This is a genomic window from Paenibacillus amylolyticus (assembly GCF_001570725.1).
Classification (GTDB): Bacteria; Bacillota; Bacilli; order Paenibacillales; family Paenibacillaceae; genus Paenibacillus; species Paenibacillus amylolyticus_A.
In genome coordinates this window covers 3,803,841-3,829,300 of sequence record NZ_BCNV01000001.1, presented here as the reverse complement: position 1 = coordinate 3,829,300, position 25,460 = coordinate 3,803,841, and the positions used below count along the sequence as shown (strand labels likewise).

22 protein-coding genes are annotated in these 25,460 nt (G+C 46.6%); 16 read left to right on the top strand and 6 right to left on the bottom strand.

From position 1 onward, the window contains the following. Positions 1-41: 41 nt before the first annotated feature. The 4 genes from PAHA3_RS16940 to PAHA3_RS16925 all read right to left on the bottom strand — a co-directional run bounded on the left by PAHA3_RS16940 (position 42) and on the right by PAHA3_RS16925 (position 4,657). Positions 42-1,070, bottom strand: a complete 1,029-nt coding sequence (locus PAHA3_RS16940; protein WP_062835747.1) for an ABC transporter substrate-binding protein — start codon at positions 1,068-1,070, stop codon at positions 42-44. A gap of 34 nt (positions 1,071-1,104) precedes the next feature. Then, positions 1,105-1,971 carry an ABC transporter permease gene (locus PAHA3_RS16935; protein ID WP_062835746.1) on the bottom strand — a complete coding sequence of 289 codons (867 nt, stop codon included), beginning with the start codon at positions 1,969-1,971 and terminating at the stop codon, positions 1,105-1,107. Beyond that, positions 1,971-2,747, bottom strand: a complete 777-nt coding sequence (locus PAHA3_RS16930; RefSeq protein ID WP_062835745.1) for an ABC transporter ATP-binding protein — start codon at positions 2,745-2,747, stop codon at positions 1,971-1,973. The genes PAHA3_RS16935 and PAHA3_RS16930 overlap by 1 nt, the downstream gene beginning before the upstream one ends. Before the next feature lie 230 nt (positions 2,748-2,977). Beyond that, positions 2,978-4,657, bottom strand: coding sequence for a PucR family transcriptional regulator (locus PAHA3_RS16925; RefSeq protein ID WP_062835744.1), 1,680 nt, complete (start codon positions 4,655-4,657; stop codon positions 2,978-2,980). Between the two features lie 217 nt (positions 4,658-4,874). Between PAHA3_RS16925 and PAHA3_RS16920 the strand changes: the two genes are divergently transcribed. The 4 genes from PAHA3_RS16920 to PAHA3_RS16905 all read left to right on the top strand — a co-directional run bounded on the left by PAHA3_RS16920 (position 4,875) and on the right by PAHA3_RS16905 (position 7,292). Next, a complete protein-coding gene (locus tag PAHA3_RS16920) occupies positions 4,875-5,351 on the top strand; it encodes a hypothetical protein (protein ID WP_062835743.1) in 477 nt (158 codons plus the stop codon). A 98-nt stretch (positions 5,352-5,449) separates the two neighbouring features. Beyond that, positions 5,450-5,788 (top strand): hypothetical protein, encoded by a 339-nt coding sequence (locus PAHA3_RS16915; RefSeq protein ID WP_062835742.1) that lies wholly within the window; start codon positions 5,450-5,452, stop codon positions 5,786-5,788. Positions 5,789-6,008: 220 nt separating this feature from the next. Next, the gene (locus PAHA3_RS16910) at positions 6,009-6,674 is read left to right on the top strand and encodes a Type 1 glutamine amidotransferase-like domain-containing protein (protein WP_062835741.1); all 666 of its coding nucleotides are present in this window, start codon (positions 6,009-6,011) and stop codon (positions 6,672-6,674) included. 192 nt (positions 6,675-6,866) lie between these two features. Continuing rightward, a complete protein-coding gene (locus tag PAHA3_RS16905) occupies positions 6,867-7,292 on the top strand; it encodes a hypothetical protein (protein WP_062835740.1) in 426 nt (141 codons plus the stop codon). A 154-nt stretch (positions 7,293-7,446) separates the two neighbouring features. Here the strand turns inward: PAHA3_RS16905 and PAHA3_RS16900 are convergent, their stop codons facing one another. Then, positions 7,447-7,809: an iron-sulfur cluster biosynthesis family protein gene (locus PAHA3_RS16900; protein ID WP_062835739.1), complete on the bottom strand. Its 363-nt coding sequence runs from the start codon at positions 7,807-7,809 to the stop codon at positions 7,447-7,449. Positions 7,810-8,097: 288 nt separating this feature from the next. Here PAHA3_RS16900 and PAHA3_RS16895 point away from each other — a divergent pair, with 288 nt between their 5' ends. From PAHA3_RS16895 to PAHA3_RS16860, 8 genes are all read left to right on the top strand, one after another. After that, a complete protein-coding gene (locus PAHA3_RS16895; protein WP_062835738.1) occupies positions 8,098-9,126 on the top strand; it encodes a LacI family DNA-binding transcriptional regulator in 1,029 nt (342 codons plus the stop codon). 181 nt (positions 9,127-9,307) lie between these two features. Continuing rightward, the gene (locus tag PAHA3_RS16890) at positions 9,308-10,579 is read left to right on the top strand and encodes an ABC transporter substrate-binding protein (RefSeq protein ID WP_062835737.1); all 1,272 of its coding nucleotides are present in this window, start codon (positions 9,308-9,310) and stop codon (positions 10,577-10,579) included. Positions 10,580-10,680: 101 nt separating this feature from the next. Next, positions 10,681-11,568 (top strand): carbohydrate ABC transporter permease, encoded by an 888-nt coding sequence (locus PAHA3_RS16885; RefSeq protein ID WP_036668619.1) that lies wholly within the window; start codon positions 10,681-10,683, stop codon positions 11,566-11,568. Beyond that, positions 11,561-12,406 (top strand): carbohydrate ABC transporter permease, encoded by an 846-nt coding sequence (locus tag PAHA3_RS16880; RefSeq protein WP_062835736.1) that lies wholly within the window; start codon positions 11,561-11,563, stop codon positions 12,404-12,406. Before PAHA3_RS16885 ends, PAHA3_RS16880 begins: the two co-directional genes overlap by 8 nt. 91 nt (positions 12,407-12,497) lie before the next feature. Further along, a complete protein-coding gene (locus tag PAHA3_RS16875; protein WP_062835735.1) occupies positions 12,498-13,994 on the top strand; it encodes a glycoside hydrolase family 30 protein in 1,497 nt (498 codons plus the stop codon). Positions 13,995-14,360: 366 nt separating this feature from the next. After that, positions 14,361-17,399, top strand: coding sequence for a beta-galactosidase (locus PAHA3_RS16870; protein WP_062835734.1), 3,039 nt, complete (start codon positions 14,361-14,363; stop codon positions 17,397-17,399). Positions 17,400-17,781: 382 nt separating this feature from the next. Beyond that, positions 17,782-19,140, top strand: coding sequence for a glycoside hydrolase family 43 protein (locus PAHA3_RS16865; RefSeq protein ID WP_062835733.1), 1,359 nt, complete (start codon positions 17,782-17,784; stop codon positions 19,138-19,140). A gap of 235 nt (positions 19,141-19,375) precedes the next feature. Then, positions 19,376-21,220, top strand: coding sequence for an RICIN domain-containing protein (locus tag PAHA3_RS16860; RefSeq protein ID WP_062835732.1), 1,845 nt, complete (start codon positions 19,376-19,378; stop codon positions 21,218-21,220). Between the two features lie 129 nt (positions 21,221-21,349). Here PAHA3_RS16860 and solA read toward each other — a convergent pair whose 3' ends face one another. Beyond that, positions 21,350-22,483: an N-methyl-L-tryptophan oxidase gene (solA, locus tag PAHA3_RS16855; RefSeq protein WP_153028228.1), complete on the bottom strand. Its 1,134-nt coding sequence runs from the start codon at positions 22,481-22,483 to the stop codon at positions 21,350-21,352. A 131-nt stretch (positions 22,484-22,614) separates the two neighbouring features. Here solA and PAHA3_RS16850 point away from each other — a divergent pair, with 131 nt between their 5' ends. The 4 genes from PAHA3_RS16850 to PAHA3_RS30500 all read left to right on the top strand — a co-directional run bounded on the left by PAHA3_RS16850 (position 22,615) and on the right by PAHA3_RS30500 (position 25,453). Then, complete coding sequence (locus PAHA3_RS16850) at positions 22,615-23,172, top strand: GNAT family N-acetyltransferase (RefSeq protein ID WP_062835730.1); 558 nt, start codon at positions 22,615-22,617, stop codon at positions 23,170-23,172. Between the two features lie 109 nt (positions 23,173-23,281). Then, a complete protein-coding gene (locus PAHA3_RS16845; RefSeq protein ID WP_062835729.1) occupies positions 23,282-24,037 on the top strand; it encodes an exodeoxyribonuclease III in 756 nt (251 codons plus the stop codon). A 235-nt stretch (positions 24,038-24,272) separates the two neighbouring features. Next, positions 24,273-25,256 carry an alpha/beta fold hydrolase gene (locus tag PAHA3_RS16840; RefSeq protein ID WP_062835728.1) on the top strand — a complete coding sequence of 328 codons (984 nt, stop codon included), beginning with the start codon at positions 24,273-24,275 and terminating at the stop codon, positions 25,254-25,256. A 50-nt stretch (positions 25,257-25,306) separates the two neighbouring features. Further along, positions 25,307-25,453, top strand: a complete 147-nt coding sequence (locus tag PAHA3_RS30500) for a hypothetical protein (protein WP_165980244.1) — start codon at positions 25,307-25,309, stop codon at positions 25,451-25,453. Positions 25,454-25,460 lie beyond the last annotated feature (7 nt).

Here is a 25,460-nt window from a genome sequence, read left to right as displayed (position 1 = left end):
GAGATAGTCGTCTTGGTTCAGAGTAATCACCCTTTCTCTCTCTATTTGGTGAAGCTTGAATCGATTATCTCCTCGTAAGCGAGGTCCTCCTTCAGATTGCCGATGAAGCGCTGCATTTCAATTGCGGTCTCGAAGGCGGATTCGTTGATGAGTCCCTCCGCAGGATATACCTTGCTGTCGATCATGCGTTGTACCGCTTGCTCCACGACGTTTTTGTCCAGATTCGGGAATTCCTTCACGGCAACTGCTTTTGTGCCTTCAGGATTTGATTGAATGTAGTCCAGGGCCTGCTCAATAGAGGTGACAAAGCGCTGGGTGAGATCAGGATTCTTCTCAATGAAGCTTGCGGTTGTATTCATCGTTGCAAAGGCAAAGTCAGGGTAATCCTTGGTGAAATCATGGACAATATGAAGTCCCTCTGCAATGCCTTGATCCAGCTGCGGTTCGTAAACGATAGCAATGTCGGCTTTGCCGGCTAATACAGCACCAAGCTCGGAGCCATTCTGAACCTCGGTGATCGTCACATCCTTGTCGATATCGATGTTATTGTCTGCGAATAACTTCCGGAGTAAACTGTTCGAACTTGTAGGTGCCAAGCCGACAACGATGGTTTTACCTTTGAAATCCGCTGTTGAACTCACAGTTACTCCTTCTCGCGCAACCGCCCATACTGGAGCACTGCCCGATAGAAGGACCAGTGAGCGAGCATCTCCGCCCTTTGCATTAGCGAATGCGACATGCTCAGGACCGTGGAAAGAGAACGCAGACTCGCCTGAGATCACCGAAGATAATGCTGTTGGACCGCTTCCGGCAGCGCGGATGGAGGTTAACTCAATGCGATTTTCCTCTAGGAATCCTTGGTTATTCGCTACATACAGCGGAAGGTAGAGCAGGTTGTGATACACCTCGGACACCATAATTTTGTCCACCTGCGTATTTGCTGTCCCCCCGCTATCAGATGCACCTGCGCCACTCGCAGGTGTTGTGGCATTGCTGCTGCATGCACTGAGCAGTGTGGTCAACATAACCGTCATCGTTGCTAGAAAAGCTATCTTTTTGAATGTACCCATTAGTCATCAGTCCCCTTTAATCGTTGTAGGTCAGCTATACAGATGTGGATTTGCTGCTGGTCTTGTTGTCATTCCATGGAAGGAGACGGGATTCGATATAACCAACACAGGTGTAGAGGAGCATGGCGACCAGCATAAGCATGAACACGCCGACCCATACGGCTGGAAGGTTGAACAGGTTACCTTCGACGAATACCATGTGTCCGAGCCCTTTGTCAGAAGAGATGAATTCTCCACCTACAACAGACACCAATGCCAAACCGATATTGATCCGGAAGGCCGAGATGATCCATGGCAGGGAGGAAGGAACGATAATTTTGCGGAAAATTTGTGATTTCTTTGCACCGAAGGATTTCATCAGATTAATCTGAGATTCGTCGATCTGATGCGTCGCTTGGTAGGCGGATAACAACGCTACGATAAATGTTGCCACGGAGGCCAGAGCAATCTTGGAGAAGAGGCCTGAACCGAACCAGATGATAATCATCGGAGCGAGGGCAATCTTCGGGATGCCGTTCATGGCTACAATGAATGGATCGAGCACACGGGCAACGGACTTGGAATACCACATGAGCAGCCCTGCCAATGAGCCGATTAAGCTTCCGGCTACGAAGCCAATAACGGTGGCATTCACCGTTGCGAACGCGTCTGTAAGCAGTTGCCCTGAGCTGGCCATGGTGATGGCGGCATCGAGAATGGCGCTTGGTGATCCCATGAGGAATCCGTTAACGAGCTTCAATCGAACGGCGGATTCCCAGATCACCAGGATGACCGCAACAATAATGAACCGCCACAGCATCGTCATCAGCCATTCTTTGGAGAAGGTAGATTGTCTGCGTTTACTCTTCGCAACTCCAGCAGGCTTTCCGGCAAGGGTAATTTCAGGTGATGTGCTCTTCATTAGCTGATCCTCCCCATCTGGATATCAAGCTCTGACCAGATCGATTCAAAATACTGCTTGAACTTCTGGTCGGAGCGGGCTTTCAGTGCTGAGCCATATTGCGAAGCGAGACCGATATCGTATACCTGTTTCACGGTCGTTGGTCTTTTGCTCATAACGGCAATGCGGTCGGAGATGGCGATGGCTTCCTCAATGTCATGTGTGATAAGCACGCCTGTCTTGCCCTCGGATTTTAGGATAGACAAGATTTCATCTTCCAGAATGAGTCTGGTCTGATAATCAAGTGCGGAGAAGGGTTCGTCCAGTAATATAATATCGGGCTGGGTAACGAGGGTACGTATGAGGGCTACACGTTGGCGCATACCACCTGATAGGGTGGAGGGATAGGCTTCTGCGAATGAAGCCAGGCCATAACGATCCAGATAATCCATGGCAATATCGCCGCGATCCTTTTTGGACAGGCCCTTCACTTCCAAGCCTAGCGTGACATTGTCCAGGATGCTTCTCCAGGGAAGTAACAGGTCCTTCTGCATCATATAACCGACATGCCCGGTGGTCTGATCGATCTCTTCGCCACAGACGATAACCTTGCCATTCGTTGGCTTGAGCAGACCCGCGATAATATTGAAGATCGTACTCTTGCCACAGCCGCTCGGTCCCACAATACTGAAGAACTCCTGCTTCTTGATTTGCATCGAAACCTCAGCGAGTACCTGAATATCTTCTCCGGTTGCACTGACAAATGATTTGGATACGCCTTGTATCTGTATAGCCATGATAGGTAGCCCCTTTCCTACAGCCTGATGTTTTTTCGTTTCTTGATGTGATTTAATGTTAATTAACATAACATTAATGAATATATTCCTAATCATATAGACTGTTGGTGCAGTTGTCATTAGTTACTATGAACATAAAAATAGAATTAAATCAGTTAAAATGCACAAATGAGTTTGGGCTGGGAAAAGAAAACAAAAGAACGTGTCATTAAACATGACACGTTATCGGTTTAAGACGTATGATTAGCATCGCTAGGGGCTGGATTAACATTCAGAAGGGACTCAAGTGCGAAGGCAAGTCGGAAGCGAAGGCTTTCCATCGGGTCCTTAATGTTCCTGCCGGTTAGTTTCTCGCATTTCTCCAACCTATAGATCACTGTATTGCGATGTACAAATAGCTCTTTCGCCGTATCAACGATCTGGCAGTGATTCTCATAGAAGGAGGACAAGGTTTTCATCAGTTCGCTACGCTCGTTTGGATCTCGGTCGTTGAAGGGCTTAAAGGTTTCTTGATGGAACTGCAGCATCTCATCGTGGGGAATCATGCGCAGCAGACGGCTTATATCCATGGTTTGATAGGAATGAGCGAAGCGTGTCTTTCGCATCTGATAGCCGGATTGGAGGGCCTTGACTGCTTCCTTATAGGAGAGTCCGATGTCCAACACATTGGTGTAGGAATTACCTATGCCGAAGGATAGGCTGAGCTGCGACTCTGAATACAGATTGCTCGCCATCCGCTCAAGCTGTTGAACAACGGTATGTTCGTCCCAAGACGATTCAGCCAAAAAGACGAGTATGCCGAACTGGTCATTCTTTGTGAACATGACGAAGGAGAGATCCAATTTGGCGAACTCCTGCTTAATCAACTCGTAATTAGCGTCTCGTTCCGAGATGAACCGCTCTTCCCCGGAGGAAGTAGAGTTCTGCTTAGGTATGCTCGCTAAGAATTCATCCTTTTTGGCAACAATGAGAACAGAACTTCCTTTGGCTTGCAGCCCATATTTCTTACCGCGATGCAGCGCTTCTTGTTCCGAACGAATGAACCCTTGAATGAGATCGGAGAAATATTCATTTTTGTACCGGCGGGAGCGTTCCTTGACTGCTTGTTTCTTGGTTAACTCCAGACCGATCACATTGACCGCTTGCTCCAGTGCCAGAGTGGAGAGCTTAGAGGTTGTGGAACTATCGTATAGTGCGATCAAGTAGCCCTCGTGCCGATCCGTGAAGATGGGATGAAGCTCAGCATGTCGATATTTATTAGCAGTAAGTAGGCAGATCCAGATTGTGGTATGGAAGGAAGGGTGCTCATCTATAAATGTCAGTAAGGGCGCGGCGAGAGACTGGTTATCCATCTGTTGTGCATAATGGGAGCTTGCCGTAATCTGCTTCTTTGAGCCAAGCAGCAGCACAGGTGAGGATAGCAACTGAGACAACGTATCTACGATGGAGGGTATGCCTTTTCCCTGCATCACCATCGTGGAAAATTGCTTGTGAATAGACAGGGCGTAGTGAAGCTCATGGGTTTTGTTCTGAAGGATGGCACTGATCGAATGTTGAAATATTTCACCGAGTGTATTGTCTATCTCAGACAGCTCGATGATTGGGAAGCCTAGCCTGTTGGCTGTCTCAAGCAGTTGCGGAGATAATTCAAGAGAGAAACGCTGTGTCTTCACAGCAAGCGCTGCACAGCCAATAGTATGCATGTCTGTAATGAATGCAAGATGAGCATCGGGACGATCTTTCAGGATATAGCCGTTCGTCAGCAGCATATCTCCCGGCTTCAGGAATTGGACAATATCTGGCGCATCCATAATATTAATCGATTGTACCAAACGATCTAGTCCACGATGTCCGGCAATCACTTTTGCTTTGGAGAGAATGGGGATAGTCAATAACTGTTGCAGATCCATCTTCAACCCACCGCTTTCATATTGATATGTTATAAAATCTAACATTAAGTGGGTTGGGCGTAAAGAAGAGTTTGGATAAAGAGGCTAAAAGATAGATGTAACAAATTTCTCATAAATATAAAAAACTTTCCAATAATTCAATGCGTTATATTAAATAGATCTAAAGAAAATTTGATCACTATTACCAACGCTATCACTAAAAAGGAGTTCTCAATCCATGAAACGAAAAGGAGTAGTATCGCTTTTACTTGCCAGTGTTGTTGCTGGTTCTATTTTAGTAGCATCGACTACAACTGCGGAAAGAGTCGTAGCCCAAACTCCGATGGAAGCAGCAACTGAATACTTTCAGGCTTACATTGCTAAGGATGTAGAGGGAATGATGTTCTATTCTAAAGATACAAATTATTTGGATGAGAAAAGTCGTGAAGAGGGATATGTTAAGGACTCTATGACCAATCCAACTACAGGGTATGAAATTGTGGAAAGCAAACAAGTCAACAAGGATGAAGTTCAACTTTATGTAGTTCAAAAGTATGCAGGACAAGGCTACGAACAGTCACCACCACTCCCGTATAAAATTTTTAAAAGCGAAAATGGATGGAAGGTTTTAGTAGAGCCACTAGAAATCAATACATTGACAGGTGAAATCACTAAAGGTACACCGATTCACGCTTTGCAGTATACAGATCAGTAGTTTTTTTAGCTGCTTTCTACTAAAACATAGTTCCAGTTGAACTAGAGGGCAATGGATTTATGAATGCAACTATAGAAAAGATTGAGGAGTGACCACCAATGAAAAAAATCTTTATCAGTACGGCATTAATAATGACTGTTTCGGCAGTGACTGCTTTAAGTATTTATGCGAGTAATTATTATGATGATGCTAAAGCGGATAACCCGAACTATCCAGATTTTGGTCCTGCAGTAAAACTATCAGAAGAGGAAATTAATAGAGCTCTAGAAAATGTCAGTGGTATAACGACATCTTTCGGAACATTTAATAGGGTACCCGAGAAAGACGCCTTCATTTCCGAGAAGGAAACGGTGGATAACTTAGATCATTTAACTGCTGATACCAAACAGATCCTTTCTCACGGTAATTACTTTGTGAAAAGTGATTCCGAGGAATAAATTTATCAAAAAAAGGAAGCAGTCGTCATTTGTTAATAGCCGATCAACCTGATCGGCTGCTTTTGTTCAGCTGACGGACAGATAAAGTGGTAACATAGTCCTTGTATTTTATTCCATATTATATAATTATGAGGGGTTATTTATAAAGTGTACAACGGTTTTTAAACGTAATGACTGAAGAATGGAAGTATATAAAGAATACATATGGAGGTAATTAATTTTGATTACTCACTACTATTTCAGTTGGTTTAATCATTTTTTTCCAGAGAAGGTGGTCCATTATTTACAGGAGGATATACAAGACAGAAAATCACTTGTTATGATAAGCGCTGACCCGTCCGGTTATACAGGTGAGCAAATTAACTTTGATGATATTTCTGAATGGACATGGTTGAATCAGGCTAACATTATTTTTGATGAATATCATTTCATTGATTATCGAATGCAGAAGAACGATGCCCAGCGATTAATTCACAACGCTTCTGTCATTTGTTGTTGCGGTGGAGATCCTGTTTTGCAGAACGATTTTATGGCGGATTATGAATTGTCGGATGCGATTAAGAACAGCAATGCCGTTATCATGGGTGCTAGCGCAGGTGCATTAAACATGGCTGCAAAATGGTTAAGCTTAAATAACACGGATGAAGTTGAAACAAGTACTATTTATGATGGTATAGGCTTTGATCATTTTGCCTACGAATCTCATTCTCAACGCAACTATGCCTCGTTTGTTCAAGGATACCTGTTCCCCTTGTCAGAAGAGATTGATGTTTATGCATCAGAACAGGAGAGCGCTATACGTGTAAAGGATGGCAAAATAGAAACAATGGGTCCTATATATTTAATTTCCCACTCAAAGATTCAGAAATTGGTTGAGACGCTCTAATTAAATGGGGTGGCTGTAACCTAACATAAATAAATAATTCCTTTTGATGTATAAAATCAAGACTTTCAGCGAATCGTCTCAGGTCTCCTCTCTATACTCGGAGATCGTTCAGGAAAATCAAGGAACAAATTGAGCAACCCTTTCTATGTATCATTCGTTAGAGTACGAGAGAGGTGATATGAAATTATTAAAATGAATAATAATATCTTAATGTTGGTATTAGCGGTATTCATGATAATAGCTGGGTGTTCATCAACCGAAAAAAATGAAGATACAATTACTGAACGTGTAGTAGCATCTGATTTTATTCTCGAAGTAACAACACCAACAGTTTTAAGTATGGGTGAGGCAATGAAAGTAAAAGGAACTCTAAAATATACAGGTAGTAAACCCGTCGAAGTTTTCCATGGAAAACCAATCATTCGTTTTTCCTTCTCCGGTAGTAACGAGGAGCGTAATTATGCGGATGTGGGATACGTAACTGAGTTTAAGTCAGGTCAAGTGGTTGAGGTTGAAGATGAGTTCATAGTAACCAAAAAAGGGAAACAAAATCTCTATGTGGAAATGACTGCGGATATCTCTCTAGCCATGAAACCAATTGAAATTGTTGTGAAGTAATCTGAGTGATATTGAACTGATAGGAAACGTTAGCTTAAAAATGAAATGTTTACAAGAATAATGCTTAATTAACTCGTTCTAAACTGATAAAAAACCTCCCGTCCCGCAGAAAACGTGGGATTGGGAGGTTTTGATTATAGTGTGAATTCAACGTTTATCGTACAAACCATCCAGTGGGTTGAGGGGCTATGTCTGCAGTATCTCGTAGATCATGGACTTTGACATTACTGCCATAGATCATGGAATCGCTACTCAGTCGAAATGAAGGGAAACTGTGCTCGGATTGCAGACGCAGACAGGGCTCAAAGTAAATCTGCTGCTGTTTGTTGATTACAAAGGGAAGCGAACCGGCTTCTACGGTAACATCATCGCTATCCGGTTCGTTTAAGATCAGAAGCACCGCAATTCCGTCACAACCGCATCCATCGGTATCATAAAACAATTTGAAATAGCCTGGTCGATCTCCCAGCTTTTCAGTAAGTCTTGCTTCTGCCAGCGGACTGACTTGAATGATCATGACGTTGTTCACACTCCTCTAATCCCAATGAATTCGCTTACAATTTAATATATGGACCATAAACGCAGATTAGAAGGGGAAATGAAGAAAAGCAAACATGTCCTATGAAATTATTGATGCTAATGAGTAATGCAACGAACCATTCACGTATGAATGTTATACCCGGAACTTCTATGGGTCCAGTGTGAAATCATTCGTCCGTCAATGAAACCCATTTCATCGCCATTCCTTATCTGGTATGATAAGCAGGGAAAATAGGGAAAATTAGAGAAAAAGGAAGGTTCCGCTATGACACCGATCACCATATACGACATCGCCAAAGAAGCAAATGTATCTGTCGCGACGGTCTCCCGGGTGCTGAATGATACGGCACCTGTGCGTGCAAGCACCCGAGAGAAGATTATGTCCATCATCGAAAAACACCAGTTCCAGCCCAACGCGCAGGCGCGCAGTCTGATCAAGAAAGAGACGGGCACCATCGCCATCATCCTGCCAGACATCACGAACCCCTTCTTTCCGGAAGTCTTCTGGGGCGCGGAGAATGAGGCTCGCGGATTGGGGTACACGTTTTTTCTGTGCAATACCGCAGGGGATTACAACAGGGAATCTGAATATTTGTCCATCCTGCGAGAGAAGCGGGTAGACGGAATTATTTTTCTCGGCGGGAGAATCAACATGCAGGTTTGTCCAGATGATATGGCTCAGGAATTGATTGACATGGGCAAACGTATGCCAATTGTGCTGGTTAATGGCAATATTGCCAAAGGCGGATTCCACCGAGTGTACACGGATGAAGGGGCAGGGGCAGCTCTTGTAGCTGAGCATTTGCTTGAACTGGGGCATCGTGATATCGCTTTTGTCGGCGGGTTGAAAGAGTTGTCCACCACGATGGTTAAGGTCAGAGCTGTGCAGAAGAAACTTCGCGAGCATGGGCTGGAAATACCAAAAGAACGGCAATTACTCGGCAGCTTCTCCATCGACGATGGTAAACGAGAGATGTCCAAATTGCTGGATCGTGACAATCCGCCAACTGCAGTCATCTGCGTGAATGACAACACGGCGATTGGTGCCATTAAGTCGACGATTGAGCATGGGCTCTCGATTCCGAAGGATATATCCATTGTGGGTTTCGATGACACGCCGCTCGCCAGTGCCGTTATACCGGAACTGACAACCGTATCCCAGAACACGTATCAGCTTGGCAAACAGGCTGTAGACGTGCTGCATGAGCTGATTAACCAAGGCAAACCGAAGAAGCAGATCATTCTGCAACCGGAGCTAATTGTGCGTCAAAGTACAGGACCTGCTGCAAGATAAGGGGCCCTGTAATTGGAAAAGAAAGCGTTGACATTTCCTTGAAGGGTGAAATATAATGAGTGCGTGAATGAAACCCCTTTCATAAAGTGGAACGGGTTTTATGTTTCAGCTTAATGAAACCCATTTCATGAAACGGGTTTCAGTGTAGTCATCCATTCATTATATCAAGGGGGCGTAACGTATGAGAAGAAGTCTTAAGGTCATTTCGTTAGTGATGCTGGTCATGGTAATGGGTCTGACAGCCTGTAGCAGCGGGAGTAACAACGGTTCTTCCGGCGAGTCCGGTGGCAAGGTTGATTTGAGCATGACGATCTGGGGCTCGGAGGATGAGAAGAAGATTTATCAGGAGCGACTCGACATTGTGAAACAGACGTATCCCGATATTAACGTGAAGCTGAACGTGGTGGCAGGGGATTATGACCAGAAAGTACAGACCATGATCGCCGGGGGAACAGCGCCGGACATCATGATGATTGCCGAGAACTATCAGGCGTACGCCTCCAAGAATCAGATTATACCGCTGGATGACATGATTCAGGCGAACAATGTGAACATGTCCGAGCGTTATTCCGATGATATTGCCAACCTGATGAAGTATGATGGCAAACAATTTGGTTTGCCGGATCGGGCAGGTGCGATGGTCCTCTTTTATAACAAAGATCTGTTCGACAAGGCTGGGGTGGAATACCCAACCAAAGATTGGACGCAAGATGATCTGATGGCGGCAGCTCAGAAGCTGACGGTGAAGGAGAACGGCAAAACGACACAATGGGGTTACTACCCGGGCAGCTGGTGGCCGCAATGGATGCAGCTAATCTACCAGAACGGTGGCTCATTGTTCGATGAGAGTGGCAAACCAACCTTCAATACAGAGCCTGTGCGTAAAGCATTACAATTCATGAATGACCTGACCTTCACACACGGTGCGGGACCAACGCCAACCGAGATTGCCGACATGGGGAATATCGGAGCCGATCCGCTGTTCGCTCAAGGTAAGATCGCTATGGAAACGACAGGGTTCTGGAACATCGGTTCACTTGCCAAGGTGGAAGGCATTAATTGGGATATCTCTCCGGTATGGGGCGAAACAAACGCATTCTTCAACGGGTTAACGATTACCAACGCTTCCAAACACAAGGAAGAAGCTTTCAAAGTCATCGAAGCACTGACCACACCGGAAGCACAGATGCCAATGGTCAAAGCCGGTCAGGATGCTCCTGCAACCAAAGCAGGTCTGTCCAGTGATGAATTCCTCAATGCTGAATATGGCGGCAAAAAAATCAACATGGCTGCGTTCAGTGAATCGACGATCTATGCTGAACCATTCAACCCGCAATGGAACGAAATGATGAAGCTCATTAACGATAAGCTGGGTGTGTATTTCAACAACAAAGCCTCGCTTGATGATACTGTAACTGAAATTCAGAGTGGACTGGAAAGACTCTACAAATAGAGGATTTTTCTGAACATGCACAAATAGCAGCGACAGCAGGACAGGTGGAATCGACGTGAATGCGGGTTCCATCTGCTCTCTGCGTCATGGGAGGGCTTAACGTGAGAAAAAAGGACGGGAAATGGTTCTACATCTTCATCTCGCCTTGGCTGATCGGGTTTCTGGGGCTGACCCTGGGTCCGATCCTGTTTTCCATCTATATGAGCTTCACGAATTGGGATCTGTTCCAGTCCCCTGAATTCATCGGTATCGACAATTACAAAACACTACTGACCGATGATCCGATCTTCTGGAAATCCGTCGGTAATACCTTCTTCTATGCGTTGATATCCATCCCACTGGGCATGTCGATCTCGCTCTGGATTGCCTATTACCTGAACAAGAAGATCAAAGGGATTACTTTCTTCCGTATTCTGTTCTATCTGCCTTCCGTCGTTCCGGTGGTTGCGAGTTCATTGCTCTTCATCCACTTGCTTGCACCGACGGAAGGATTGATCAACCAGGCACTTGCGATCTTCGGTATTCAGGGTCCTGCCTGGCTTCTTGATCCGAACTGGGTTAAACCAGCGTTAATTCTCATGTCCTTATGGGGTGTGGGTGGTGGTGTGGTATTGCTGCTTGCAGGGATGAAAGGCATTCCACAGGAGCTGTACGAGGCCGCTGCCATCGATGGGGCGAAAAGTACACAATCGTTCTTTCATATTACATTCCCAATGCTAACGCCCGTCATTTTCTTCAATCTCGTGACTGGTATGATTGGAGCGCTCCAGACCTTCGCGCAGGTATTTATCGTCACTGCCGGGGGACCTGACAATTCAAGTCAGATGGTTGTTCCCTACTTGTTCCAGAATGCGTTCCAATTCTACAAAATGGGGTATGCATCGGCGATTGCCTGGGTACTATTCATCATCATCATGGCGTTGACACTGGTTGTATTCCGTTCATCGGCGCTATGGGTGCACTACGAGGAGGGAAAAGCCAATGAGTAATCCATCGACTGTGGAGAAGACGATATCCTACATTTTTCTGATTCTGGTCGGGGTGCTGCTTGCTTCGCCTTTCCTGTACATGATCTCCATTGCACTGGCAAGTGATGCAACAACCGTCAAATCGGCTTTTACCTTCGTACCAATGGAGTTCCAATGGTCGAACTTTTATACCATCTTCACGAATAACAATCTTGGTACGTATCTCAAAAACTCGGTCATTATTACCGTCTTTACGATTATCGGATCGGTATTATCAGCTTCGATCGTATCCTACGGCTTTGCCCGAATCAAGGCAAAAGGCAGCCGTTTCCTGTTTATTGTGTTGCTCAGTACGATGATGATTCCGGGTGAGGTGACGATGGTACCGCAGTTCATCATCTTCCGTCATCTGGACTGGATTAATACATTTTACCCGCTGATCGTACCAAGTTTCTTCGCCGGAGCGTTCAACGTATTCCTGATTCGGCAGTTTGTCATGAGTATTCCAAAATCACTGGATGAAGCCGCCATGATCGATGGTATGGGACACCCGGGAATCTACTGGAAGATCATTATGCCACTGACTTATCCGATACTTGCTGCCATTGCGATCTTCTCATTCTCCTATAACTGGGGGAACTTCATGGGGCCGCTCATCTATATCAATGATCCGGAGAAAATGCCGCTGGCACTCGGCGTGCAGCTATTGACTACGGTAGGTGGTGGGCAGATGCCACCATGGAACCTTGTGATGATCGCTTCCCTGTTCCTAACCATTCCGATGGTGCTGGTATATCTGTTCGGACAACGTTATGTCTACGAAGCCAACATTAGCGGCGGAAGCAGCGGAATCAAGTAACCGAAGTGTCTGTAATGTGTGTATGTACTGAACCTGACGTTCCAGGTCAAACGAAGTAATTACCGTACATGGAGAAGGGATTGTATAGCCCATGGCGCATAAAGAACAACGCAGCAGGAGCAAACGGAACTATATCCTCATGGGTGTAGCCCTGATTGCCCTGCTGGCAGGAGGAGGAATTGTTATCAATCATTTTGCCAATGAATCATCCAAAACACTTGTATTCCAAGAGGAACCTGTACGTCTGAAGCTGGATCAGTCCTATGATCATTTTGAAGGTTGGGGTACGTCACTTGCCTGGTGGGCCAACGATCTTGGTGGATGGAAGGATCAGGCGAAGGTTAGTGAAGTGATGGATCTGGTCTTTGATCCGGAGAAAGGATTAGGTCTGAACATCGTTCGTTACAATATTGGCGGTGAGGAGAATCCGGAGATGAAAGCCCTCCGTCCCGGCGGGGATGTACCTGGCTTCCAGCCTGAACCTGGAGAGTGGGACTGGGGTGCCGATGCAGGTCAGCGTGCTGTATTACAGGGCTCGATGGAGCGCGGTGTGAACATTGCCGAAGCATTCTCCAATTCACCACCTTACTGGATGACGATCAGTGGATCGGTTACCGGAGCCGTGGATGGCAGCAATAATCTGCGTGACGATCAGTATGATGCGTTTGCCGATTATCTGACCGAAGTCGTGAAGCATTATCGGGACGAGTGGGGGATCACCTTCCGCACACTGAATCCACTCAATGAACCTTCCTCTGACTGGTGGAAGAAGGGCAATATGCAGGAAGGCAGTCATTTTACGAATGAGAAACAGGCCGAGATTATCAAGAAAGTCGCTGCATCGCTGAAGAGCAAAGGACTGGATGGAACCGTCATCAGTGCCGCAGACGATAACAGCATTGATGAGACGGTGTTTAATTTCAACCTCTATGATCAAGACACGCTGGACGTGATCCAGCAGATTAATACCCACTCCTATAATGGTAGCAAAATGGAAGAGCTGCGCACCCTGGCAGAACGCCATGGCAAGAAGCTATGGATGTCCGAGTACGGAACAGGCGGTAGCGAGCCGCACAGTCATGAGGATATGACCTCGGTGCAGGAGCTGGCAGAGCGAATCATGTTTGATCTGAAAATCATGCAGCCATCCGCCTGGGTATACTGGCAGGCCGTTGAAGATGAAGGCGCCAATAATAACTGGGGTTTCATTCATGCGAACTTTAACGGAGAAGAGCAGTATGAGATGACCAAACAGTATTATGGCATGGCCCAGTTTACAAAGTACATTCGTCCTGGCGCGACAATTATTCCAACGGATGGCGGACGCACACTGGCTGCCTATGACGAGGAACGTCAGAGACTGGTGCTGGTGATTCGTAATGAATTGTCAGCGGGAACAACGGCGTTTGAACTGGAAGGGTATGAATATGGAAAATCAGCCACTGCTCAGGTGTATCAGACTTCACCGGATCGGAACATGGAACAGCTTGAAGACATTCCGGTGTATGCCAACGGACTTGAAGTGCCTACCGCAGACAATTCCATCACAACGGTTGTACTGGAAGGCGTAACATTGCAGTCGAAGTAATAACAGCGATTGGAAGGTTGTTCTGTCATCGTAGTGCCCGTGTAGATTGTCTTTTAGTTCAACGGATTTGTTTCGCCTTATATTTTAAAAGAGTTATAGGACATATGAAACTATATAAATTGAACTAAACATTTACACCAAACGGAGAGGACAGAAAAAACCTGAAGAAGCGGAGCGTGCGCCTAAAAGCTTTCTGCAAGAAAGCTACATCGGAAGCAGACGCTATCACCAGGTTTTCCCCTTGAGAAAAGGGAATCAAAAAATCTGGGGATAACAGCGATCGGAAGGTTGTTCTGTCATCGAAGTGTGCAGTGTAAATAATCTTTAGTTTAATTTATATAAAATAAAGAGAAGGAGGGGATATCTTTGACAGAGAAAGCATCCCTTTTGCTGCAGGAACAGGAGAAGAACATCGCCAGGGCTGAGAATGGTGTTCAATCTGAATTAACGTACGATGCACGCAGCTTTTTTCTAAACGGAGAGCGAGTATTTCTGAACAGTGCCACGATCCATTATTTCCGTATGCCGAAGGAAGAATGGCGTGAAGTTCTGCTGAAGGCGAAGCTGGCAGGTATGAACTGCATCGACACTTACTTTGCATGGAATGTGCATGAACCTGAAGAAGGACAGTGGTCCTTTGAAGGGGACAACGATTGCGGAGCATTTCTGGATCTGTGCGCAGAACTGGGCATGTGGGTTATCGCGCGTCCGGGTCCATTTATCTGTGCGGAATGGGATTTTGGCGGTTTTCCATACTGGCTTGGTACGAAGGACGGCGTAAAATTCCGGGAAAACAATGAGACGTATCTGCACTATGTGAACCTGTACTTTGACCGGATTGTGCCGATTATTCGGGAACGCCAACTGTCCGCTGGGGGCACGGTCATTCTGGTTCAGGTGGAGAATGAATATGGATACCTCATGGATGACGCTGCTGCAAGTGACCATATGAATACGCTGAGAGATGGATTGTTGCAACGTGGTATTGATGCTTCACTAATCACTTGCGTTGGCGGGGCGGAAGGCACGATTGAAGGGGCTAATTTCTGGTCAGGTGCTGACGGGCATTATGAGAAACTTCGAGCTAAACAGCCGGACACCCCGAAGATGGTGACGGAATTCTGGACCGGATGGTTTGAGAATTGGGGAGGACCTTCGGCCATTCAGAAGACAGCGTCTTTGCTGGAGAGACGTATCATGGAGATTCTGCGTGCCGGGTATACCGGAATCAGTCACTACATGTTCTATGGTGGCACGAACTTCGGTGGATATGGCGGCAGAACAATGGGCAGCAGTGATATTTTCATGATTACGTCCTATGACTATGATGCACCGCTGAACGAATATGGACGGGTGACACCGAAATATGCAGTAACCAAAAATCTGTCCTATTTCGTCCATGCATTTGGGCCACTCCTGATGGAAACAGAGGAAATTCCAGAAGAACAGATCGTTGTACGTCATCCTGAAGGCGTGTCTGTGCGAGGCAGAAAGGCTGACAATCAGAAGATTTGGTTCCTGGAGAGTCACAAGGATGAACGCGAGACGATGCACATTACGTTGGAGGAAGGCCGAACTCTTCCGGTATCGCTGAATCCAGGACAGATTATTCCATTGCTGGATCGAGTACAGATTGCTGAACAGGTATACCTGACTGCGGGTACGATGATTACGGGCAATGAAATGATCAACGGAGAATTGAACCTGTTCATCGTGGCCGCTGCGGGGCAGCGCTCTGTTATTGAACTGGAAGCAGGGGCATTGAACGTCACAGGTAGCACCGTGCAAGTGCTGGTCGAACATGATTCGGCCAGGAACGTATATCGCTTCGATCTGTTCCATTTCCAAGAGCCGGGAACGATCCAACTGGAAGCAAACGGCACTCCGATCCGTTTCATCATTGTGGATCAAAAAATGATGAATCGAACATGGCGATTGGAAGCAACAGACCAAAAGGGACCACGTTATGTGATCGGCTTCGATGATGTGGACGTGTTGTCATCTGGTCAGGTCAAGGGCATGATTACGGATCCGGATCGCACAATTACGCTGCTTGGTGACTGGACCGATGGAGAACGGACGTTAACAGGTCGTGAGTTCCTTTCTGGCGAGGAGTCTGATGAAGGAAGACAACAGCAACCTTCATGGACAGCGCCGATTGCGCCAACATTGCCTGCTTCTCCAGAGCTGTCACGTGTTATGTTAACTGCGAAGCAGGGCTCGGCGAGTGCACAACCGGAGGACTTTTCCCGGTACGGACAAGATTTTGGTTATTTGTTGTATGAATGCGACTTTGAGAGTCCGACGGAAGGAATCACCAATCTCATTTTGCCGGATATCCAGGATACTGCCAGAATTATCGTTAATGGTGTTCAGCAGGCATTAGTGCGTCAGGTAGGCGCCGCAGGAGTGCAGTTACAAGTAGCCCAAGGGAAGAACAGACTACAGATTCTGGTGCAACATATGGGCAGATTGAACTTCTCTCCATATTTGGGTGAGAGCAAAGGTCTGGCTGGTCCTGTGTATCTGGATGGCAAAGTTCAGGATATTCTTCGGGATTGGCGTACGGAGAGTGGAAGTGTTCATCTTGATGAAGTGAATTCTCTCCAAGGGGCTCCACTTCTTAGCAGAAGCTTTACACTGGATAGCATGGATCGGGCCATTCTCGTGGGTGCCTTGAGCAAAGGTCTTCGTATCAATGGCACTGAAGTTCCGATGGAAGGCTATCAGGACTGGTTTGCTTTTCAGACGCTAGACATATCCCTCTATATCAAGCCGGGAGAGACGAACACACTGGAAATGCCGTATAGTCGTTCATCGCTGAATCGACTGGAACTGATCACGTATTCGAGTCAGGGAGAACTGAAGGATTGGCGTATGGCAGGCACGGACGCATTGTTTCCACAACAATGGGAGAGCTACGAGGTAGCCCGAGGAGCGTCCCATCGTAGAGTACAGGGGTCAATTCAGCGTGCGGCACAGCCTGCTATCGCCAAAGGTGGCAATTGGAGTGCCAATCCGGTGACCCTTACCTCGGATGATGGGATCTCAAGTGCTACGGTAAGTGAGAGGGCTCAATCTGTATCCAACCTTGTTCCAGTCCAAGGGTCGTACGGTCAGCCGGTCTGGTACCGCTGGCGTTTCGCGAAGCCTACGGTTTCGGAGCACCATAAAGTGAACCTAATGCTTCGCCTGACGGGAATGAGCAAAGGAACCATTCACCTGAATGGACATCATCTGGGCCGATACTGGCAGATTGGTCCGCAAGAGGATTACAAGATTCCTGTAGCCTGGTTACAGGAAGAGAATGAACTACTTTTGTTCGACGAAGAAGGCAGAACACCAGAACGGGTACGATTCTTGCTGGATGAGTTATCCCGTTATCCATGGGTTGTCGTGGAGTAGACTTAAAAATACCATCACATAACGCAAAAGTTTATCTTATACCGCAGTTAAACGATCTCATTTTCTTAGTCAAAATAACCCGGGTTCGTGAATCTTTAGGATTCAGTCTTGTGTGTGAATTGGGCTAAGGGAATGGGGTAACTGTGGTGATCAGGTCTGTATAATGAGCAAGGTAACTCTTGTAGAATCATTATTTGTAACCGTTTACATATTAAAAAGTGTTCATCCATGATCTGTGAAGGGAGTGATGCTTCATGTAATTGGAATTCGAACAGGCAGCCGAGAGGTGTTGCTCACAGGGATTACTCCCAAGTTATTTTATTTTGACAATAAGGTACAAGGTTTTAGCATGTTTATCAATCATGCATAAGGAGCTGACCTGATGTTAACGAAGAGGAAAGACAGAGCAAGTGGATCTAGCGGTTTCAAGGCCGGAATGATTCTGCTGCTCGGAACATTACTTCTATTAACCATGGTATTCCCGAATACAGCCAGAGCAGCAACAAGTGTCTATACGATATCCGCCTTTACGAACACAAGTGAGTCCAATATGTATATCTACGAATCCTATAATGCGACCCACTATGGTTTGCTGAAAGGGCCAGCCTATACACCTCCGGCCGATCTGATCCGCGATCCCAGCATCATGAAGCACACAGATGGCCTATATTACGTCGTCTACACCACGAACTGGTCAGGGAACACCATCGGCATCGCCTCCAGCCCGGATAAGGTAAACTGGACGTTTGTCCGTAACATTACATTATCCACTCCAACCACGATTGCACACACCTGGGCACCAGAATGGTTCAAAGACAGCAACGGCAGTCTGCACGTTATCGTGTCCCTCTCACCAGGCAACTATGAGAATTTCAAACCATATGTCATCACCGCTTCAGGCAGCAATCTGACGTCTACCTCATGGTCCGCACCTACTGAACTAGCAGGCATTGCTCCCAATTATATCGATACCTTTATTGTGAAGACAGGATCAACCTATCATGCCTTTACCAAGAACGAGACCACCAAATACATTGAATATGCGACATCCACCTCGCTTACCGGTCCTTATACTTTTAAAGGCACAGGGGATTGGGCAGGTTGGGGCTCTTGGGTGGAAGGTCCGGCGCTTGTTCAGCTGGATAATGGTTCATGGCGAATCTACTTTGACGGCTATGCGACACAAAAATATTATTACAGCGACTCTGCTGACAACTTCCAGACTTGGGGTGCCAAGCAGGAGATTGCGGGTCTCACCGGACTCGTCCGGCATATGACCGTATTGAAAGAGTCCGGACAACCGGGTGATATCCGCAAGCTGGAGTCCTTCAATGTGCCTGGCAGCTTCATTCGTCATTACAACTATCAGGCACGGATTGATGCGAGTGTTAGTCCAGCGGAGGATGCGCAGTTCCGAATTGTTCCGGGTCTGTCGAATACAACAGGCATTTCATTTGAGTCCATGAATTATCCGGGTTATTTCCTGCGCAATAATAATGGCAACATTACACTTGTGAAAAATGACGGCAGTGCTACATTCCGAAATGACGGCAGTGCTACATTCCGAAATGACGCCACGTTCAAACGTGTAAATGGACTTGCTAATACCAGTTGGACATCGTATGCCTCGTTTAGTAATCCAAACCTGTACCTGAGACATTATAATAATGTGCTGAAATTGGAAGCTGTCGTTACTGCACTCGATAAGTCAGACGCGACTTTCCGAGAAGTTGCACAATAATAGGTGTTTATTTTCTAAGTTAAACTATACATTTACACGATAACGGAGAGGTCAGAAATAACTTGAAGAAGCGAAGCGTGCGCCTAAAAGCTTTCTGAAAGAAAGCTGCATCGGAAGCATACGCTATCCCCGGATTTTCCCCTTTTTAAGAATAATTAAAAATCTGGGGATAACAGCGATCGAAAAGTTGTTCTGACATCGGAGTGCAAGTGTAAATTCATAAGGAGTGAAGCGGATGAAGTGGTTAAAACGAATGAGTTCGCTGCTGCTGGCAGGAAGTTTGCTTACAGGCAGCCTGGGTCTGGGGACAGAAGCATCTGCCGCAGGAGCTTACACGGCTGTTGCCGATCCATCAAAGCAATATCAAACGATGGAAGGCTGGGGAACATCTCTCGCATGGTGGGGCAAAGTGGTTGGAGAGTATTCCAATCGCGATGAGTACGTAGAGAAAATGTTCAACGCGAATACCGGACTGGGTCTGAATATCCTGCGGTACAACATTGGAGGTGGGGATAATCCATCTTCTAATATCCTCGAATATCGCAAAGCCGTTCCTGGTTACCAGCCTTCTCCCGGCGTGTATGATTGGAATGCAGATGCAAACCAGCGTTATATGCTGCAAGCTGCCAAAGCTCAAGGCGTGAATGTCATCGAAGCCTTTGCGAATTCCGCACCTTACTGGATGACGATCAGTGGTGGTGTGTCCGGTGCAGCTAATGGAGGGAATAACCTCAAGCCCGATTATTATGATGATTTTGCCGACTATCTGACTGAGGTCGTGAAGCATTTCCGGGATAACTGGGGAATCACATTCGATAGCGTAACTCCGCTCAATGAACCGATCTCCACGTGGTGGAAGCAGGGCAATGACCAGGAGGGCATGCACTTTGAACGAGCGGATCAGAACAACATTCTGAGTCAATTACAAGCCTCGTTGAATGCGAAAGGCCTGTCCACAAAGCTAAGCGCACCGGAAGAGTATAGTATCGATGATACCAATGTGTCATTCAACAGCTACAGCACTGCTGTGAAATCAGCAATCAGTCAGATCAACACACACACGTATGGTGGGAGTAATCGCACTGCTTTGCGCAACACAGCAACGTCTGCGGGCAAACATCTGTGGACCTCGGAATATGGGGACGGGGATGCAAGTGGACTTACCATGTCACGTACCATCCTCAAGGATATTCGCAATATGGGCGCAAGTGCGTGGGTGTATTGGCAAGCCGTGGATAGTGCAGAAGGATGGGGATTCTTCAAGAATGTGCTGAACAATACGCAAACGACCAGTTACACCGTGAACCAAAAATATTATGTCATGGGCAATTACAGCAAATTTATTCGTCCTGGATACAAGATTATCGGCATGAGTGATGCCAATACCCTTGCGGCCTATGATGCAGCTTCCGGTAAAGTTGTACTGGTTACAACCAATTCGGAATCGACGGATACAACGGTAACTTATGATCTCAGTCGTTTTAATAACACAGGCACGTCTACTCAAGTATATCGGACCTCTTCGACGGAGAAGTTGCAGCAACTGACCAATATTTCGGTACAAAATAAAACCTTTACCGCTACAGCCAAGGCCAACTCGGTCACAACTTACGTCATTTCCGGTGCATCTTACAATGGTGGTACAGGATATGAAGCCGGGGCCATCTACAAATTAATCAACCGTAACAGTGGACTTGCACTCGATGTGAACGCTGCTTCTACTACAGGTGGAGCAACGATCATTCAGTGGAATGATAATGGAGCAGCCAACCAGCAATGGAAGCTGGAGTCTACAGGCAACGGATATTACAAAATCCGCAATGTGGGCAGTGGGCTTTTGCTGGATGTGAATTCAAGTTCTACACAAGGCGGAGCTTCTCTGATTCAGTGGCAGGATAACGGGGGCAATAATCAACAATGGCTACCGATTGATGTGGGAGGATATGTGGTACTTGCCAATCGAAACAGTGGCCTGACGGTTGACATCAATCAAGGGTCTTTGACCGCAGGTGCCTCCACGATTCAATGGGCCGACAATGGCGGTGCCAATCAGCAATGGAGTCTCGTCAAAGTGAATTAGTGTGGGTCGGCATGAAATAACTATCTTACGTTTCCTTCTTTCTTGGAGGTGCAGTGCTTTGAGCAACACTGCACCCTCTAGGAAAGTAGCTATTTTATACATACATATGTTCATTCACCCGTCTTGTACTTAACGAAAACGGGATAGGGCGAACCTGCTAATATCCTGATCCGTGTGCCCCGTTTGCACCAAGTCGGCTAGAATTTGCCCAATGGCACTTGCGAACTTGAAGCCGTGACCGGAGAAACCACCTGCGAGCCACACACGTTCATGGGCAGGGTGCCGGTCGATAATAAAATCTTCATCCGAAGTAAATTCATACTTGCATACACTACCACGTTTCAATGCTCCAGCTGCCTGAGGCATATGAAGTTCGAGCAGCCTGCGCAGATCACCCTCGTCCGTTTCTTCCGCACCAAAAGGGTCCATGGTATTTCCTGGTGTCCACACCTGACCTGTATCATGACGCCCCATCTTCAGACCTGATCCGCCAATGCTTGGAAATCCATAATATATACCTTCTTTTCCTGCCAGTGTAAATCCAGGGAAATGTTCCTCATCATACAAAGCCTCTGGTACATCAAACCACCCAACCGTTTTACGCACAGCCTGAATCGGAAGATCCACGAAAGGTTTTAACGTCTGAAACCAGGCACCAGCGCTCAGGATAATTTGATTCGCATGGTATGTCTCACCACCTGAAGTCTGAACGGCCACGGAATGTGGTCCGTATTCGATATGCTCCACACGAGTGTGAGTTAACAAAGTAGCACCATGAGCCTCTGCTGCCTTGCGATAGGCACGGATACAGCGTTCACTATACAAATAACCCGCATCAGGCTCATACATACCCTCGTAATGTTCAGGTACTGTAATACCTGGCCAGCGTTTCATCACCTCGGCTGCGTGCAACGTTTCATAACGAATGCCTGCATCATCTGCATCGCTCAATCGGTTGTGGAAGGAGTGAATCTCCGGATCGACTACATTCAATACACCGGATGGAACAAAAAGTTGGTCTCCAGTCGTTTCCTCCAGCTCGTGCCATAACTTCTGTGCAAGTAATGCCATGGCAATATAGTCAGGCCCACCACTGTACACATGGCGAATCAGTCTGGTATCTCCGTGATGACTTCCTTCCGTATGCGGAGGATCAAAGGCATCGATTAATAAAGTTTTGCATCCACTGCGCGATAGATAATAACCTGCACTCATGCCCATGGAGCCAGCTCCAACGATAATAACGTCATATGATTGTGTGATAATAGCACGTCCTCTCCTATGTATCCTTTTCTACAGTAATGCCTTAATAGAACATATTAATAGTAAAAGCTTGATGAAGGCAAGTGTAGTAAAATGGACTTCTACAATGAATGTTGCAAAGGAGACCTCGCATGAGTGAGCAATTTAGATTTGATCTATTTCCATTAATTCAGACAGAACGATTCTTCCTCCGGTCAGCCGAGGCCAAGGACAGTCACGATTTGTTGGCGTTATATTCGGATGAAGCTGTGATTCAATATATGCCATTCACTCCCTTTGAATCTGTGGAGGATGCACAGGGTGAGATGAACTGGTATACGAAGATTTTCAAGGAACACACGGGTTTACGCTGGATGATTGAAGACCGTGAAACTCGTAAAGTGATCGGAACCTGTGGGTTCCTGAACTATGAAGATGTACATCACCGTGCAGAGATTGGATACGACTTGCGTTCCTCTTTCTGGGGCCGCGGTGTGATGACGGAAGTGGCACATGCTGTGTTACATTTTGGATTCACAAATATGCAGCTCAACAAGATTGAAGCGAAGGTTGAACCGGAAAACGAGGCGTCAATTCGCCTGTTACACAAACTTGGTTTTCAACAGGAAGGTGTACTGCGGCAACATGAGTTTGAGAAAGGCAGATATATTGACCTTGCGGTGTTCTCCAAGTTGCGAAGCGAAACATAGGCAAGTCAGCCCATAAGGATTCCAATGACTCCATCTCATTCCAGAGCCGTAAGGCTTGTCCCTCTGAATGTGCCCATGCTATATTGGAGAGATGTGAGGAGATGAGGATATGAAGCTGGTGTCCTGGAATGTGAATGGCTTAAGGGCATGCGTGACCAAAGGATTCATGGATTATTATCAGGAGAGTCAGGCGGACATTTTCTGCCTTCAGGAGACCAAATTGCAAGCCGGACAGATTGAGATGGACCTGGGGGAAGATGTTTATCAATATTGGAATTATGCGATCAAAAAAGGATATTCCGGTACCGCTGTATTTAGCCGCATCAAGCCTATATCCGTTCGTTACGGGATGGAGGAAGACAGCGAGCCGGAAGGCCGGATGATTACACTGGAGTATGATAATTTTTATCTGGTAAACGTCTATACACCTAACGCGAAGCGGGATCTGACCAGGCTGCCTTACCGTCTGGAATGGGAGGATCGATTCCGGGGGTACATTCTGCAATTGGAGGAGACTAAGCCGGTTATCGTCTGTGGTGACCTGAATGTGGCTCATCAGGAGATTGATCTGAAGAATCCGAAGCCCAATCTGGGCAACTCGGGATTTACCCTTGAAGAGCGTGGCAAGATGACCGATTTGCTTGCTTCTGGTTATGTGGACAGCTTCCGCCATCTGTACCCGGATCGTACGGATGTGTACAGCTGGTGGTCTTATATGCCAAAAGTTAGAGAACGGAATGTGGGATGGCGCATTGATTATTTTCTAGTATCCAATCAATTGGCACCTAAGGTGGCAGATGCGCATATCGACTGCCACGTGATGGGCAGTGATCATTGCCCGGTGGGTCTTACTTTGCAACTATAGGTAAAAGGATCATCGTGAGATAGATTGAGGTAAGAGTTTTAGAATACAAGTATAGATGAACTGCAAGTTTCCTGAATGGGAGATTTGCAGTTTTTTTTATTTCACAGGTAGGGGGGAGAGACTGGACTTTGGTTGGGGAAAGAACTGGACTCCGGATTGTTTCAATTCAGCTATTTCTTGGGTACGATTGAAGCATACATATACAGATGAACCTTTGGGATAAGGGGTAGAGAAGATGAAGAAGGGGTTACGGAGAGGGTTTAAAGTGCTGGGAGGCATAATGCTCGCCACAGGGCTTTTACTGCTGACGGGAACGGCGTATGAGGCTTATCAATCCACGCAGGATATGAAGTCCTATCCCCCGCCAGGCAAGTATTATGAAGTGAGTGGTCGCAACATGCATCTCTACACAGCTGGCAAAGGAGAGGTAACGGTGGTATTTGCCTCAGACTGGGGTACGCCCAATCCTTATGTGGATTTCAGCCCGCTATATGACAAGTTGAAATCACAGGTGAAAATTGCGGTATATGATCGGTTCGGGTATGGATACAGCGATTATACGGATGAACCTCGTGATATCGACACCATCTCGGAAGAGATCCACCAATTGCTGCGAACATCCGGTCAACGTCCGCCTTACATTATGGTAGGTCACTCTATGGGTGCGCTGGAGACACTACGGTTCGCACAAAGGTATCCTGATGAGGTTGCTGGCATGGTCATGATCGATGGTGGAAGCCCAGAGTACTATAGCCGTGCGGAGATGGATATACCGGAATGGATGATGGATTGGTCCCGTTTTCTCGTGAAAACAGGCATCGCACGAACGTTGCTGCAATCGGATCGTATGATGGCATCTCTGGTCATTGACCCGAAACTGGTAACGGAACCGATGAAAAAGGCCGTCATGATATCCACGTTAAGACATGCGTACAATGACAATGTCATGGAAGAGGTTCGGAATTCCAGAACGAATGCAGCGTGTGTGCTTGAGAATAAAACGAAGTTCGATTTCCCCCTGACGATCCTGACAGCCGGTTCGGAGGATTCGGATGAGGACAGTGAGGCATGGCAGACCGATCAAGCGGATTTTGCTTCATGGTCAAGACATGGAACACAACTGACAGTTCCACATGCGAAACACAGTATTCACAAAAGTCAGCCGGATATTGTCGCTGCCGAGATCATGAAATTAGTGACACCGTCCAGTGACCTATGAGTTACATAATTCCACAAACACATGATGAACAGGATGAGGAGGAGGGAAGCGTGAAAAAGTTTAGAGTAATCACCCGATTCCTATCCATACTTGTAGCCAGTTGTCTATTATCTTTAAGTGTATTATCTGTATCCGTGATATGGGTCAAGAATAACGTTCATGCGGTGCCTGTGATCCAGTCGTTTGAACGTGATTAGCACATAA

Excerpts from the sequence above, each read along its gene's own strand:
- PAHA3_RS16940 (WP_062835747.1), bottom strand. The coding sequence starts at position 1,070 with ATGGGTACATTCAAAAAGATAGCTTTTCTAGCAACGATGACGGTTATG.
- PAHA3_RS16935 (WP_062835746.1), bottom strand. The coding sequence starts at position 1,971 with ATGAAGAGCACATCACCTGAAATTACCCTTGCCGGAAAGCCTGCTGGA.
- PAHA3_RS16930 (WP_062835745.1), bottom strand. The coding sequence starts at position 2,747 with ATGGCTATACAGATACAAGGCGTATCCAAATCATTTGTCAGTGCAACC.
- PAHA3_RS16925 (WP_062835744.1), bottom strand. The coding sequence starts at position 4,657 with ATGGATCTGCAACAGTTATTGACTATCCCCATTCTCTCCAAAGCAAAA.
- PAHA3_RS16920 (WP_062835743.1), top strand. The coding sequence starts at position 4,875 with ATGAAACGAAAAGGAGTAGTATCGCTTTTACTTGCCAGTGTTGTTGCT.
- PAHA3_RS16915 (WP_062835742.1), top strand. The coding sequence starts at position 5,450 with ATGAAAAAAATCTTTATCAGTACGGCATTAATAATGACTGTTTCGGCA.
- PAHA3_RS16905 (WP_062835740.1), top strand. The coding sequence starts at position 6,867 with ATGAATAATAATATCTTAATGTTGGTATTAGCGGTATTCATGATAATA.
- PAHA3_RS16900 (WP_062835739.1), bottom strand. The coding sequence starts at position 7,809 with ATGATCATTCAAGTCAGTCCGCTGGCAGAAGCAAGACTTACTGAAAAG.
- PAHA3_RS16895 (WP_062835738.1), top strand. The coding sequence starts at position 8,098 with ATGACACCGATCACCATATACGACATCGCCAAAGAAGCAAATGTATCT.
- PAHA3_RS16890 (WP_062835737.1), top strand. The coding sequence starts at position 9,308 with ATGAGAAGAAGTCTTAAGGTCATTTCGTTAGTGATGCTGGTCATGGTA.
- PAHA3_RS16880 (WP_062835736.1), top strand. The coding sequence starts at position 11,561 with ATGAGTAATCCATCGACTGTGGAGAAGACGATATCCTACATTTTTCTG.
- PAHA3_RS16875 (WP_062835735.1), top strand. The coding sequence starts at position 12,498 with ATGGCGCATAAAGAACAACGCAGCAGGAGCAAACGGAACTATATCCTC.
- PAHA3_RS16865 (WP_062835733.1), top strand. The coding sequence starts at position 17,782 with ATGTTAACGAAGAGGAAAGACAGAGCAAGTGGATCTAGCGGTTTCAAG.
- PAHA3_RS16860 (WP_062835732.1), top strand. The coding sequence starts at position 19,376 with ATGAAGTGGTTAAAACGAATGAGTTCGCTGCTGCTGGCAGGAAGTTTG.
- PAHA3_RS16850 (WP_062835730.1), top strand. The coding sequence starts at position 22,615 with ATGAGTGAGCAATTTAGATTTGATCTATTTCCATTAATTCAGACAGAA.
- PAHA3_RS16845 (WP_062835729.1), top strand. The coding sequence starts at position 23,282 with ATGAAGCTGGTGTCCTGGAATGTGAATGGCTTAAGGGCATGCGTGACC.
- PAHA3_RS16840 (WP_062835728.1), top strand. The coding sequence starts at position 24,273 with ATGAAGAAGGGGTTACGGAGAGGGTTTAAAGTGCTGGGAGGCATAATG.